Origin of the sequence: Acinetobacter sp. ME22, assembly GCF_022012315.1 — a bacterium.
GTDB classification, from domain to species: domain Bacteria; phylum Pseudomonadota; class Gammaproteobacteria; order Pseudomonadales; family Moraxellaceae; genus Acinetobacter; species Acinetobacter brisouii_A.
Genome location: NZ_JAKLTL010000009.1, coordinates 55,197 through 67,781 on the forward strand (window position 1 = coordinate 55,197; position 12,585 = coordinate 67,781).

The 12,585-nt window shown below is 42.8% G+C and carries 12 protein-coding genes; 6 read left to right on the plus strand and 6 right to left on the minus strand.

All coding sequences use genetic code 11. The annotated features are described in order from the left end of the window. Positions 1-136 precede the first annotated feature (136 nt). Complete coding sequence (locus tag LVY74_RS12760; protein ID WP_237815375.1) at positions 137-1,594, plus strand: sensor domain-containing diguanylate cyclase; 1,458 nt, start codon at positions 137-139, stop codon at positions 1,592-1,594. Here the strand turns inward: LVY74_RS12760 and LVY74_RS12765 are convergent. Beyond that, positions 1,591-2,367 (minus strand): DeoR/GlpR family DNA-binding transcription regulator, encoded by a 777-nt coding sequence (locus tag LVY74_RS12765; protein ID WP_237815376.1) that lies wholly within the window; start codon positions 2,365-2,367, stop codon positions 1,591-1,593. The two genes, LVY74_RS12760 and LVY74_RS12765, sit on opposite strands and share 4 nt — an antisense overlap. Positions 2,368-2,552: 185 nt before the next feature. Here LVY74_RS12765 and LVY74_RS12770 point away from each other — a divergent pair, with 185 nt between their 5' ends. Then, entirely contained in the window at positions 2,553-3,896 is a 1,344-nt protein-coding gene (locus tag LVY74_RS12770; RefSeq protein WP_151709041.1) for an aspartate aminotransferase family protein, read from the plus strand. Between the two features lie 135 nt (positions 3,897-4,031). Here LVY74_RS12770 and LVY74_RS12775 read toward each other — a convergent pair whose 3' ends face one another. After that, positions 4,032-4,427, minus strand: a complete 396-nt coding sequence (locus LVY74_RS12775; protein WP_237815377.1) for a winged helix-turn-helix transcriptional regulator — start codon at positions 4,425-4,427, stop codon at positions 4,032-4,034. Positions 4,428-4,524: 97 nt separating this feature from the next. Here LVY74_RS12775 and LVY74_RS12780 point away from each other — a divergent pair, with 97 nt between their 5' ends. Beyond that, complete coding sequence (locus LVY74_RS12780; protein ID WP_237815378.1) at positions 4,525-5,538, plus strand: zinc-binding alcohol dehydrogenase family protein; 1,014 nt, start codon at positions 4,525-4,527, stop codon at positions 5,536-5,538. A gap of 8 nt (positions 5,539-5,546) precedes the next feature. On the opposite strand, the gene LVY74_RS12785 is transcribed toward LVY74_RS12780, so the two are convergent. The 3 genes from LVY74_RS12785 to LVY74_RS12795 all read right to left on the minus strand — a co-directional run bounded on the left by LVY74_RS12785 (position 5,547) and on the right by LVY74_RS12795 (position 8,200). Further along, positions 5,547-5,744: a hypothetical protein gene (locus LVY74_RS12785; protein ID WP_237815379.1), complete on the minus strand. Its 198-nt coding sequence runs from the start codon at positions 5,742-5,744 to the stop codon at positions 5,547-5,549. Positions 5,745-5,909: 165 nt separating this feature from the next. Beyond that, entirely contained in the window at positions 5,910-6,947 is a 1,038-nt protein-coding gene (gene qhpR / locus LVY74_RS12790) for an AraC-like transcriptional regulator QhpR (RefSeq protein ID WP_111894895.1), read from the minus strand. A gap of 242 nt (positions 6,948-7,189) precedes the next feature. After that, positions 7,190-8,200, minus strand: a complete 1,011-nt coding sequence (locus LVY74_RS12795) for a phosphotransferase enzyme family protein (protein WP_237815380.1) — start codon at positions 8,198-8,200, stop codon at positions 7,190-7,192. A 235-nt stretch (positions 8,201-8,435) separates the two neighbouring features. Between LVY74_RS12795 and eat the strand changes: the two genes are divergently transcribed. Then, entirely contained in the window at positions 8,436-9,830 is a 1,395-nt protein-coding gene (gene eat / locus LVY74_RS12800) for an ethanolamine permease (protein WP_237815381.1), read from the plus strand. A 69-nt stretch (positions 9,831-9,899) separates the two neighbouring features. Here eat and LVY74_RS12805 read toward each other — a convergent pair whose 3' ends face one another. Next, a complete protein-coding gene (locus LVY74_RS12805; RefSeq protein ID WP_237815382.1) occupies positions 9,900-10,700 on the minus strand; it encodes a YdcF family protein in 801 nt (266 codons plus the stop codon). A gap of 134 nt (positions 10,701-10,834) precedes the next feature. Here LVY74_RS12805 and LVY74_RS12810 point away from each other — a divergent pair, with 134 nt between their 5' ends. Together LVY74_RS12810 and LVY74_RS12815 are read left to right on the plus strand one after the other, a co-directional pair. After that, complete coding sequence (locus LVY74_RS12810) at positions 10,835-11,821, plus strand: patatin-like phospholipase family protein (RefSeq protein WP_151709038.1); 987 nt, start codon at positions 10,835-10,837, stop codon at positions 11,819-11,821. Positions 11,822-12,004: 183 nt separating this feature from the next. Then, the gene (locus tag LVY74_RS12815; protein ID WP_151709037.1) at positions 12,005-12,529 is read left to right on the plus strand and encodes an acyl-CoA thioesterase; all 525 of its coding nucleotides are present in this window, start codon (positions 12,005-12,007) and stop codon (positions 12,527-12,529) included. Positions 12,530-12,585 lie beyond the last annotated feature (56 nt).

Below are 12,585 nucleotides of genomic sequence, written 5' to 3' on the forward strand. Positions count from 1 at the left end.
AATCACGCTCCTGCGTGATTTTTTTTTGAATAATTTTTACATTTAAACCTAAGTTTTGATTTTTCTTGACCTTGTGAATATGATATTACAAAGAATAACCCTACACATTTCACATTTATAAGAATAAGGACAAACCATGCCACAACTTGATGCCACCCATTCATTTCATATCTTCCAGCTTGCTCCGATTGCGTTGTGGATTGAGGACTGGAGCGAAATTGGGCATTTGTTTGAACAGTGGCGAGCACAAGGCATCACCGATTTGCGTGAATTCTTATCAGAAGATTTACAGCATGTACGGCAATGTGTGGAAAAAATCCGAATTTTAGATGTTAATCAGGCAACGCTGACTTTATTTGAGGCACGAGATTTAGCACATTTAATTGCACATTTGCCCGATATCTTTCGTGATGAAATGTATAACCTACAAATTGATGGACTGGTTGCAGTGTGGAATGGGGAATTACAATTTGCCAGTGAACAGGTGAATTATTCCATTACAGGAAAGCGGATTGATATTCAACTCCGTGGGCAAATTTTACCTGATGCTGAGCATGATTTAAGCCGTATTTTGGTGACGACGGAAGACATCACTGCTTATCAAAATGCTCGTCGGCAAGAATTTAAAAATCGTGCTTTGGCAGAAGGGCGATTTATCTATTCACCAGCAGCGTTGTGGGTTGAGGACTTCAGTGAAATCAAACATAAGTTGGATCATTTACGAAAGATAGGTATTGAAGACCTGCGTACCTTTTTAGATGTACATCCTGAATTTATTCGGGACAGTATTGCCAGTATTCGGGTGCTTGACGTTAACCAGAAAACATTGGACTTATTTCTTGCGCCTAATCGCCATGCTTTACTGGAAAATATCGACAAAGTGTTAGGTGGCCCAGAAATGCTCAATTCATTTCGTGAGCAACTGATGGAACTTTGGGAAGGAAATCTGTTCCATCAACGTGAAGTGGTGAACTACGCACTCGATGGTTCAGAGCGGCATGTGTTACTGCAATTTTCGATTTTTCCAAGTTATGAACATGACTGGTCGATGGTGCAACTGGCGATGACTGATATTACCGCACGTAAAAAAGCCGAGTCATATTTGGAGTATTTGGGCAAACATGATGTGCTGACTAAACTTTACAATCGAGCATTTTTTCATGAAGAACTTAAGCGACTTGCTCGTCAAAAAATATTTCCTGTTTCAATGATTTATCTCGATCTAAATGCACTAAAAGGTGTTAATGATGAGTTCGGGCACGATGCTGGAGATGATGTTTTACGTCGCACAGGTGAGATCGTGAAGCAGGTTGTAAACCCACCATATTCAGGTTCACGCATTGGTGGAGATGAGTTTATTGTACTTTTACCGCATGCTGATCAAAGCACGACTGTAAAACTGATTATTACGCTAAAAGAACTTTTTCATTTGGATAATCAATATCATGCGGGTCTACCGATCAGTGTCGCGATTGGTACAGCCACCAGTGAACCGTATGAAAGCCTTGAAGATGTGCTTAAGCGTGCTGATGATCAGATGTATGTGGAAAAGAAACGTTTTTATGCTAAAAAAGTTTTGTTTTCCAATCATTAAGCCAAAATCACATGCTGAAAATGTTGTTGGTAAATAGCAAGATCAATTTCTGATTTGGCTTCCTGATTGCTAATCAGCATCGAAACCTCATGGCTTTGTGCATAGCGTACACGACTGACAATCCCGAGTTTACTCTGATCTGCCAAAATAAAGGTTTGCTTCGCTTGCTTGACCATGGCTTGAGCAATATTGGCTTCTTCACTATAAAAACTGCTTGCGCCGTGTTGCGGATCAATTCCAACAGGTGAGAGTAAAGCCACATCGGCTTGATAACGATAAATCTCAGAAATCACCAAATCGCCTTGGGTTTGTGGGCGCTGCTGTACCCGTCCACCCAGTAAAATAATTTCATGGGGGGGCGTTTCATGTTCATAACCAATGGTGAGATTGAAAACGGCTTGTAGACTGTTGGTGATGATGGTCAGTCCTGACAGCGTTCGTAATTCTTCCGCCAAAATTGAAGTGGTGCTACCTGCATCTAAAAAGATGGTTTGCCCTGTGTGTAAATGTTGCAGTGCAGCTCGAGCAATGGCGCGTTTTTCTTTTGCCATTTGAGTATGGCGCACATTGAGTGGTGCTTCAACGGCAACACTATCCACTGTCACAATTCCGCCATGTACACGTTTGGCAACGCCCAACGCTTCCAGTTCAATAATGTCACGCCGTGCAGTTTCCCGAGAAATATCCAGCTCTTGCATCACACGTTCGGTGCTGATGCGTTGTATTTTTTTCAGTAGCGCCTGAATGCGGTGTAAGCGTTCTTGCTGCAACATGCCTATTCTCAATCATGGTTTTTCTAGTGCTCATCTTACTGAGTATTGAGGAGAAAATCGAGTCGAAAATATGTATAAAAAAGTATTTGTGTATTTTATTGCATTTTTAAAAGAAGCCGATTATGATCAAAACATGCAGAAAAATTAACCTCGGTCAGCATGAGGCTTGTTTTAGGAGAATACCCATGAATACACGCTCAACCATTATGGACACCAACAGCTTCCGTGCTGAACATGCGGATGCTCTCGATACAGAAACTCGTAAACTCACGGATAAACGCAGCAAGATTCTGGGTGATTCATATCGGCTGTTTTACCGTAACCCTGTGCATTTGGTTCGAGGTGAAGGGCAGTATTTGTGGGATGCTGCGGGCAACCAGTATCTGGATGTGTATAACAACGTGGCGAGCATTGGGCACTGTCACCCTGCGGTGATCGAAGCAGTCAATGCGCAAATGAAAATGCTCAATACCCATACTCGTTATTTGCATGAAAATATTCTGGATTACACTGAAGAGTTGCTCAAAACAGTGCCAAGTGAAGTCGATCGTGCCATGTATATGTGTACAGGTTCAGAAGCCAATGACTTGGCGATTCGTATTGCGCGTGAATATAGCGGTGGTACAGGGATTATTGTGTCGCAAGAAGCCTATCACGGCACCAGCAGTTTAACGTCTGGCTGTTCACCTGCGCTAGGTACAGGTCAAGCTTTGGATGCAACCACGCGTTTAGTGCCTGCACCTGATTATTACCGTATTCAAACTGAAGATTTAGGCGACTGGTTTGCTGCTCAAATCCAACAACAAATTGATGATATGAAAGCCCATGGCATTAAATTCGCGGGCTTCCTTGCAGATTCGATTTTCTCATCAGATGGTGTAATGCCAAACCCAGTCGGTTTCTTGAAAAAAGCAGTTGATGTCGTGCATGCCAATGGCGGGATTTTTATTGCCGATGAAGTACAACCTGGCTTTGCCCGTACAGGCGATGCGTTCTGGGGCTTTGCGCGTCACGGGATTGTTCCTGATGTAATTACTACAGGAAAACCTATGGGCAATGGTATTCCAGTGTCTGGTTTATTGGCAAAAGGTGATGTTTTGGCTGCATTTAGCGACCAGATTCCATATTTCAATACCTTTGGGGGAAATCCTGTGTCGATGGCTGCGGCACAAGCAGTATTGAAAGTGATTCAGGAAGAAGAATTGCAAGCGCATAGTAAGAAAGTCGGTGCATTGTTACAGGCTGAACTGGCAAAACTGATGGATAAACACGAATGCGTGGGTGATGTGCGCGGTGCAGGTCTGTTTATCGGTTTTGAATTGGTCAAAGACCGTGACAGTAAAACGCCTGATAAAGCGTTAGCACTCGATTTGATTGAAGAATTGCGTAATACGCATCGTGTATTGACTTCAGTGGCAGGCCCTTATGGCAATGTCTTGAAACTTCGCCCACCACTAGCATTCCAAGCACATGACATTGACTGGTTGGTGAATGCGCTGGATCAAGCGATTACCAAACTCAAAGGCTAAACTTTAAAGCATCTCATTGCAAAAAAGCCCGATCAGCAGATGGGGCTTTTTTATTCGGTTTCCTTCATCCTAGCCTTCTCCCAAAGCGAGAAGGATGTACAGTGCAAGAAAAATAAAAGGCTCGGTGAGAGAAGTTTAGGATGTTTCTAGTTCGACATTTTCATCAATCATATCTTGCGGATGCGGTTTACCATATAAACCGATATGGGTGTCGCCCCACTGTTTCAGCGCAATCAAAATCGGTTCAAGGCTTTTGCCCAGTTCCGAAAGTTGATATTCCACTTTGGGTGGAACTTGCGGATAAACTGTACGAATAATTAAGCCATCTTCTTCAAGTTCACGTAGTTGATTGGTCAGCATACGTTGGGTGACATTCGGAATGCGTTTCTTTAACTCATTAAAACGTAAAACATCATGCATCAGTAGATTCCACAGCACGATACATTTCCATTTACCATCTAACAACCCAATCGCCGCTTCTACCGAACAGCCTGGACTACAATTAAATCGAGAATGTTTTACCTTGCTCATGACAGTATCCTTTTTGACACTATGTATGAAATTTGTCTGTATAACCAAAAATTGAGCTTAGGGTATGCTGTAGTCTTTCGCAAGTGGAGATCAAAAAATGAAAGCAGTCGCGTATCAGCAACAAGGGGCAATTGATCGTGCCGATGCCTTGGTCGATGTTGAACTTCCGATCCCTGAAGCTCAAGGCTATGACCTGCTCGTCAAAGTTGCAGCAATTTCGGTGAATCCTGTCGATACCAAAGTGCGCCGTAATCTGTCTGCCGAAGCAGGGCAATGGAAAGTACTCGGTTGGGATGCAACAGGTACGGTGGTCGCTGTTGGAGATAAAGTGGGTAATTTTAAGGTGGGCGATGAAGTTTGGTACGCAGGTGATATTACCCGTGCAGGCACCAATGCCGAATACCATGTGGTCGATGAGCGAATTGTCGGGCATAAACCGCAATCTTTATCGTTTGTCGAAGCGGCTGCCTTACCACTCACCGCGATTACTGCATGGGAAATGCTGTTTGACCGTTTACGGGTTCAAGAACTTGTAGCTGGTGCTGCACCGAGTATTCTGATTATTGGGGCAGCGGGTGGGGTTGGTTCAGTCACTTTGCAATTGCTGAAAGCCAAAACTGATTTACAAATTATTGCTACAGCCTCTCGCCCTGAAACTCAAGCATGGGTCAAACAGCTCGGTGCAGATGCAGTGCTGAATCATCATCAACCCTTACAGCCACAGTTTGAAGCACTTGGGCTTGCAGCACCTAGTTTTGTATTTTCGATTCAGCATAGCCATGATTATGTGGCACAAATTGCGGAACTGATTGCGCCACAAGGACGTTTTGGTCTGATTGATGACCCTGAACATTTAAATATCATGCCATTTAAGCGCAAATCAGTATCGATTCATTGGGAGTCGATGTTTACCCGTTCGACTTTTCAAACGGCTGATATTGGCAAGCAATCCGAACTGCTGAATGAGGTGGCGGCATTGGTCGATGCAGGCAAAATCAGTACTACATTGACCGAAGTCTTTGGTAAGATTAATGCAAAAAATTTGAAACAAGTCCATGCCTTGCTTGAACAAGGTGTTGTAAAAGGCAAAATTGTTTTAGAAGGCTTTTAAGCTTTCGATCAAGTCGGGCAGCAGTAGTGCATTTGATAATGGAGTAAAGGTGCATGCTGCTGCAAAGTCGTTGTGATCACAGATAAGTCGACTTCAAGTTGAGCGTGCACGACTTTGAAATAGGCAATAAATCGTTCAGGAGATGGTTGAATATCGACAGATTGTGCCAAAATTTGAAAATTCTGCTGATGTAAAGATGCTTTCAACGCTTCAGCAAGCTATTCATCCCAGAAAATATCCAGATCGCTGAGTGAACCATACGCTGTGAAATCGTGCAGTGGAATGTGCAGATAGATGTCGATGGGTTGTAAATAGGCAAGAGAAAATTGCATAGATGCAAGGGTTTTAAGATCGTATTTTGAAGTCTAACATTAATTACGCCACTGTCTTGGGTTAATCCCAAACCAGCGTTTAAAGGCACGTGAAAAGGCACTGACTTCTGAATAACCCAGTAAAAATGCCATTTCAGAAATCGGGATATTTTTCTGTTTCATATAATGTTCAGCAAGCTCACAGCGTACACCATCGACCAGTGATGTGAAGGTCATGCCTTCGGACTTCAAGCGGCGGGTCAGGGAACAACTCGACATCCCCAAATCATCCGCAATATGTTCCAAATTGGGTTCACCTTCGCTCAGTGCCAGTTGAATCTGTGAACGAACCTGATCGCTTAAACCTTGTGTGGTATTGGACTGGTTGAGGAGTTGCAAGGTATCTTGCATCATGGTCAGTAGCAGTGGGTCGCTACTTGGCATATCGCGCATTAAATCTTTTTTGGGAATTACAATCGAGTTAAATGGCTGATCAAAATACACGGCTGAATTAAACAACTTGCTGTGTTCTTGCCAGTATTCTGGGCGGGTATGCTCAAAGTGAATTTCACGGGGTGAATAATGTGAACCCAATACACCACGAATCACATTCATAAACATGCCAATGGTCAATTCAGCATCTTGGCGGCGCGTTAAAATTGCACCATGTTGGACTTGATAGTCTAGTCGCCAGCAATCTTGCTGTTCGACTAGGCGGGTTAAGGTATCTTTCTGATGCAGGTGAAAATAGCTCACCATATTGCGGAGTGCAGTTTCGAGGGTGGCAGAGCACAAACCGATATAGCCAATTAAACCCAGTTCTTTGGGTTGAAACTGTTGCCCATAGTGCAAGCCAAAGTTGTCACAGCCTGAGATGTGTGCGGCTTGTTCTAAAACTTTACAATAATTAGGAAGTTGCAAGCTTAATGTCGGGCTTGAGAGTAACTCAGGATTGATTCCACTGATACCAAAGACACGGTCGACATCGGCACCTTTTTGCACAATAAAGTCGCTCAGACCTGATGCCGCAGCCGACAACACGCCTTGATTACCCATATTAGACTGAAAAAGTTGCGAAGAACTGGCGATGTGACGCATCTGAATCATATGAAATCTCCATATATCACATATTCATTAGATTAAGCAAAATGCATACCAACTGAGGAATCCTGAAATGGCAGTGGTATGCATTTGCTTAAAAGGGGAATCACCTGTCCGTGGTGATTAAATATTCAATATGAAAATATAACAGACTTCTTTCATCCTTGTTGACACCTGCTTTACATTTCTCCCACAAGGAAAAATAAAGGCTTGATGGTAGAAGTTTCATTCAACAAGATTTATGCAGCACCAACAGGCAGTTGTTGATGATTCATATATTTTTTGCAAAGGCGAACCGTGTGATCTGCCCAATCAGTGCCTAAACTGAGCGCCATTTCGGTTTGCGCATGTGAGCCAACCCACGCCATCATTTGAATACGTCGTTGCATAATAAACGTTGGAATCAGTGCATATTCTTCATTGCTGATATGGGCTTCACGCTCATAACCTTCAATCCAGTTATCTACCCATTCTGGTGCAGCAGCATGATGTTCATTAAAACTAATCGCCGCTGCCAAGTCGTGCATAAACCAGCTCATGCCACAGTCATCAAAATCAATCACGCCAATACGGTCATTTTGTAGCAGTAGATTGGTCAGGCGTAAGTCGGCATGAATCAGACCATAACGATCGGCAGATTGCCCAAATGTAGCCAAGTCACTGCCAATACGCGCCACCGCTTCTTCAATAATTTCATGATCGGACTTTTTCAAATACGGTGCATTACGCCAGTCGCCCCAGTGACCTTCTGCACCGAGCATGGTGTCGTGATTCCAGATAATGCGTTGAAAACTGTCAGGCATTTGCCAAGTTTTGCTGTGGCGGTGCAGTTTCGCCGTGATTTGTCCAAGTTGCTGAAATGCAGTCGGATCGACTTCTGTGGTTGGCATGTCGCCTTCAACCCAGTTAAACAGGGCAGCATAACGGGTTGTGCCATCGCTTAACGCCAGTGTCAGCACGCGTTCGCCTTGCTCATTCAAAATGGCTTGAGGTACAGCAATTCCGCTTTCAGTGAGTGCATCAAGCCAGTGTAACTCACTCTCAATATCTTGTTTGCTGTGATAGTTCGGGCGATGAATGCGTAAAGCATAGCGGGCTTTATCAGTACGCACTAAAAAAGTCGCATTTTCAGATTGGCAAAGCAGTTTGACCTGTCCTTGGTAGGCTTTTGGATATTGCAAAATTGCTTGTTCAGCAAGCGTTAGGAGCGTATTTGCATCTAAATATTCGTTTTGTTCTACGTGATTCATACCGTGCTGACCTCGTCTGTTCACCATGTCGCGTTGATTTGGGCATGGGAAGATTTCCATGATTTGTATACAGCGTATGCGAGATTGATTTTTGTCGACTTGACAATAAACCGATAAAACTCGTCATTTAAAGTCAAGTTTTCTGATTGTTGCTCGACGCATTATCTAGACAAGGACGTGCAACAGGGGTGTTGCATCAAACAATTTCTATTCTTCTGTTGAGAGGAGTGCTGCAATGAGTCATCAGCTAAAACCGACACTAGGAACCTTTCATTTGTGGGGGATTGCCGTTGGACTCGTGATTTCAGGCGAGTATTTCGGCTGGAGTTACGGTTGGGGAGTCGCGGGTACACTGGGCTTTTTAGTCACAACGCTCATCGTTGCGACCATGTATACCTGTTTTATTTTTAGTTTTACTGAGTTAACCACTGCGATTCCACATGCAGGCGGGCCTTTTGCTTATAGTCGCAAAGCCTTTGGCGAAACAGGGGGATTCCTTGCAGGAATTGCCACATTAATCGAATTTGTCTTTGCACCACCAGCAATTGCGATGGCCATTGGGGCCTATCTCAATGTGCAATTTCCAGATATTAATCCCAAAATGATTGCACTTGGTGCCTATGTTGTCTTTATGGGGCTTAACATAGTCGGTGTCCAGATCGCTGCAACTTTTGAACTCATCGTGACTATTTTAGCGGTGATTGAGCTACTGGTGTTTATTGGGGTAGTACAACCAGGCTTTAGTTTTTCAAATTTTGTGCTGAATGGTTGGGCAGGTTCAAATCATTTTAGCGGGACTGCAATGTCAGGTATTTTTGCAGCCATTCCATTTGCGATCTGGTTTTTCTTGGCAATTGAAGGCGCAGCGATGGCCGCCGAAGAAGCCAAAGATCCGAAACGCACCATTCCACGTGCCTATATCACAGGTATTTTGACACTGGTGGTTTTGGCTTTCTTGGTGATGGTTTTTGCAGGCGGTGTAGGTGACTGGAGCAAATTGTCGAATATTAATGATCCATTACCACAAGCCATGAAAGCAGTTGTTGGCAACAATTCATCTTGGATGCATATGTTGGTGTGGATTGGTCTGTTTGGTTTGGTGGCAAGTTTCCACGGCATTATTTTAGGATATTCACGTCAAATCTTTGCCTTGGGTCGTGCAGGGTTTTTACCAAAAAGCTTGGCAAAACTTTCTCGATTCAATACACCGCATCGTGCGATTATTGCGGGTGGTGTGGTCGGAATCGCGGCAATCTTTAGTGATAACATCATCAATATTCAAGGCATGAGCTTAACGGCTGCGATTGTCACTATGGCATGTTTCGGTGCATTGCTGATGTACATCATGAGTATGCTCAGCTTGTTCAAGCTTCGCCGTTCTGAACCGAACTTGAACCGTTCATTTATGGCACCCGGTTATCCAATTATTCCAGGGATTGCTTTAGTCATTGCAGTGGTGTGTTTTGTAGCGATGTTCTACTACAACGGGACAATTGGCGCGATTTTTGTCGGGTTTTTGATAGTGGGTTATGTGTATTTCTTGGCGACCAAAAAACAGCGTGAACTGAGTGAGGAAAATCAACAACTTTTGAATGAAGTAGATGTGCAACAACTGCCTGAACATTCATAAAATATGATGATGTTGAGAGTTGAGTGAGCGCAAAAGCCCGAGTTTCTCGGGCTTTTTATTTATCGTGACTTAATATTCCTGCAAAATTTTTCCACTCATAAATGCAAAGTATTCTCTTAGCCATGCGTTATAACGCGTTTCTAACGGTGTTTCTGCTGCCAGCATCATGCTATGACTGTAGTTCTGTTTTTTGGCAATCGCCTGTGCACGAATGGTATGGAAATCACTGGTGACAATGGCAATCGGCATATCTTTGCTAATCTGATGCTGCACCAATAAAACTGCACTATTTTTGAGATTTAATTCTGTGCTGGTGCTGCGATCTTCTTGCAGCATACGCTGTGTCGATAATCTGTATTTTTGCTGTAAATAGGTTGCCATAACCTCTGCTTCAGTATGTTGCTCACTAAAATCTAAACCGCCTGAAAGTACAATCCATGCTTGAGGTTGCTGCTGAGCAAGCTGAGCAAGCTGAGCAGCACGATCAAGACGCAAAGCTAAAGTTGGGCTAGGTTGTCCCCGAATTGTACCACTGCCTAAAACAATGATCGCTTTGACAGGCTGATTGATGATTTGATCTCGAATATGATTTTTGAGTTGATAGGCGAATATTGCCAAGGTCATGAGCCAGATGACAAACAGTCCCCAAAGGATGAAATAAGTTTTTTTAATTTTTGGATGCCGATTTAAATAATCTTGAATCTGTGTCCATGCGAGCGCGATGACCAGAAAACCTGTGCCAATCAAAAGTGGCAGCACAATCCCAATATGAATTTTTCCTTGTAACAAGAGATATAAACTGTCTGCAATTAAAAGACTTGCGACTAAAAATAAAATAATTCGAAAACAAGTGATTAAGAAAATTCGCATAGAAACCCAGTTGTTTTTTGGTAAAAAGCAACGATTAATCATAATGAAACAATACTGTAAAGAAACAGTTCAAAACGGATTATTCTTTCACAGTAAAATGCCTGCGATTGCCTTTGTTTGTTGTAATTTTAGTGATGCTGCTTATGAAAAATTGGATTCTTTCTGCGACTTGTTTGACGCTACTCACAGCATGTCAAAGCATCCCGCACAGCGTTACTCAACCTGTACCACTCATCACGAATCTTGTGAATGACGTGACAACAGAACAGGCTCAGGCACGCCCCAATTTAATTGATTTTGAGAAGATTAAACAGCAACAGCATCGACCAGTTGTGGCTTTAGTACTCGGGAGTGGTGGCGCACGTGGTTATGCCCATATTGGGGCGATTCAGGTTTTGGAAGAACATGGAATTCGTCCTGATTTTATTGTGGGAACCAGTGCGGGGAGTATCGTTGGGGCACTTTATGCCAGTGGTAAAACACCTGAGCAAATTAGAGAGATTGCCCTGAATATGAAAGTACAAGATGTCCGTGAGATTACCTTACGTAAAAATGGATTCTTAGATGGGGCTAAAGTTGAGCATTTTATTAATGATCAGATTGGAAATCTGCCTTTAGAAAAAATGAAAATCCCCTTATTTGTGGTTGCGACTGAATTGAAACAAGGCAAAAAAGTGGTCTTTAATTATGGCAATACAGGGCAAGCAGTGCGTGCATCGTCTGCGATACCGAGCATGTTCATTCCTGCAATGATTCAAAACAAAGAATATGTTGATGGAGGCTTGGTCAGCCCTGTTCCTGTCGATGTTGCGCGACAACTGGGTGCGGATGTCGTGATTGCGGTCGATATTTTGGCTCAACCACAATATACCGAAACAGCCAATATGTGGGGATTGTTCAATCAGAACATTAATATTATGCAGCAACAGTTATCACATGCCGAATTACGACATGCCGATATTGTCATTCAACCTGACTTGCGTGAAAAAGCGCATATTTTTGATGTGACTGAGCGTGACCAAACTCGTTTGGCAGGTGTGTATGCAACACAGGCAAAATTAGCCGATATTCAACAGGTCATTCAAGAAAAAGAGCAACAACTTCTTGTCGCATCTCATTAATTTTTGATTGATTGATCAGCATCTTTTTAAGAAAAATCATAAATACAGCGCATTTTGATAAGATACGCTGTATAATCCTGAGTGTTTTTATCTGAAATATTGATGAATAAACTGAACAATAACAATAAAAAAATCGGCTATAATCCACGCTTGTCAATTATTCTTTAGTCGAAGAGTGTTTTAATGTCACCTTTAGATCAAGTTCTACAGTCAGCGGATGACCAATCTGAATTAACCATGACGGTGTTAATGACACCTGATATGGCAAATTTCTCAGGGAATGTACATGGTGGAGCCATCTTAAAATTACTGGATCAAGTGGCATATGCTTGTGCAAGCCGTTATTCGGGTAGTTATGTTGTGACTTTATCTGTCGATAAAGTAACGTTTAAAGAACCGATTTATGTAGGTGAGTTGGTTACATTCCTTGCAAGTGTCAACCATGTAGGTCGTACTTCAATGGAAATCGGGATTCGTGTAGAAGCACAAAATATTCGTAGTCGTAGTATGCGTCATACCAATAGTTGTTTCTTTACCATGGTTGCTGTAGATGAACATGGTCAACCGCAAGCAGTACCTCCTTTGAAACTTGATAATGAGTGGAAACGCTGCCGTTTTGAGGCGGCTGAACAGCGTAAGCAATTACGTTTACAAGAAAATCACCACCAATCTTGTAGTATCTTTAAAGAAAGTGCCAAACAAGGCTAAATTTTGCTGAGTGAAAAAAAGACTGTGGGTAGCAACCACAGTCTTTTTTTATTTAA

What these genes read in the sequence shown, in the direction of transcription:
- LVY74_RS12765 (WP_237815376.1), bottom strand. Translation starts at nt 2,367, where the DNA reads ATGTTGCAGCAAGAACGCTTACACCGCATTCAGGCGCTACTGAAAAAA.
- LVY74_RS12775 (WP_237815377.1), bottom strand. Translation starts at nt 4,427, where the DNA reads ATGAGCAAGGTAAAACATTCTCGATTTAATTGTAGTCCAGGCTGTTCG.
- LVY74_RS12805 (WP_237815382.1), bottom strand. Translation starts at nt 10,700, where the DNA reads ATGCGAATTTTCTTAATCACTTGTTTTCGAATTATTTTATTTTTAGTC.
- LVY74_RS12770 (WP_151709041.1), top strand. Translation starts at nt 2,553, where the DNA reads ATGAATACACGCTCAACCATTATGGACACCAACAGCTTCCGTGCTGAA.
- eat (WP_237815381.1), top strand. Translation starts at nt 8,436, where the DNA reads ATGAGTCATCAGCTAAAACCGACACTAGGAACCTTTCATTTGTGGGGG.
- LVY74_RS12795 (WP_237815380.1), bottom strand. Translation starts at nt 8,200, where the DNA reads ATGAATCACGTAGAACAAAACGAATATTTAGATGCAAATACGCTCCTA.
- LVY74_RS12810 (WP_151709038.1), top strand. Translation starts at nt 10,835, where the DNA reads ATGCTGCTTATGAAAAATTGGATTCTTTCTGCGACTTGTTTGACGCTA.
- LVY74_RS12760 (WP_237815375.1), top strand. Translation starts at nt 137, where the DNA reads ATGCCACAACTTGATGCCACCCATTCATTTCATATCTTCCAGCTTGCT.
- qhpR (WP_111894895.1), bottom strand. Translation starts at nt 6,947, where the DNA reads ATGCGTCACATCGCCAGTTCTTCGCAACTTTTTCAGTCTAATATGGGT.
- LVY74_RS12815 (WP_151709037.1), top strand. Translation starts at nt 12,005, where the DNA reads ATGTCACCTTTAGATCAAGTTCTACAGTCAGCGGATGACCAATCTGAA.
- LVY74_RS12780 (WP_237815378.1), top strand. Translation starts at nt 4,525, where the DNA reads ATGAAAGCAGTCGCGTATCAGCAACAAGGGGCAATTGATCGTGCCGAT.